Source organism: Streptococcus mitis, from assembly GCF_001074635.1.
GTDB classification, from domain to species: domain Bacteria; phylum Bacillota; class Bacilli; order Lactobacillales; family Streptococcaceae; genus Streptococcus; species Streptococcus mitis_E.
The window spans coordinates 1-553 of sequence record NZ_JUQO01000042.1 but is presented as its reverse complement, the minus strand read 5'-3'; the positions used below and the strand labels follow the sequence as shown (position 1 = coordinate 553).

At 41.4% G+C, this 553-nt stretch carries 1 protein-coding gene; it reads left to right on the top strand.

Features of this window, described 5'->3' with window-relative positions:
• On the top strand, positions 1-553 hold a 553-nt coding region (locus tag ADI58_RS01760; protein ID WP_342666316.1), incomplete at both ends, for an SIALI-17 repeat-containing surface protein.

The window sequence follows — 553 nt, the reverse complement described above, 5'->3', positions numbered from 1 at the left end:
CAAGGTAAGACAGTAACCGTTGATGCGAGCGGAAAAGCAACCGTAACGGATCCAACTACAAACGTCCGTCACGAGATTCCAGCAACCGACTTGGTAGTTCAAGACTTCACACCAAGCGTACCAACGGACAAAGTTCCAGTCAAAGATTTGAATAATCTAAGCAAAGACGAACAAGATAAAGTTAAAGAATCAGTGGAAAAAGCAAATCCAGGTAAGACAGTCGTTGTTGAACCAACAGGAAAAGTAACAATCACTGATCCTAAGACAAATATCAGTCATGAGCTTTCTGGTGAAGAAGTAACAACGATTCTTCCACCAGTATCAGAACTTCCAGAGTACACAGATCCAATCGGAACACCAGGAGTAGACGAAAATGGTAACTTAATTCTTCCACCAATAGTTGATCTTCCAGAGTTCACAGGTGGAGTAAACGGAGAACTTCCAGATCCAACAGAATTACCAAAAGTTCAGTTAATCATCACTAAATGGACTGATGAAGAAGGTAATGAATTGAAACCAGCAGATGCGAAAGCTCCAGCAGTATTAGGTGAAG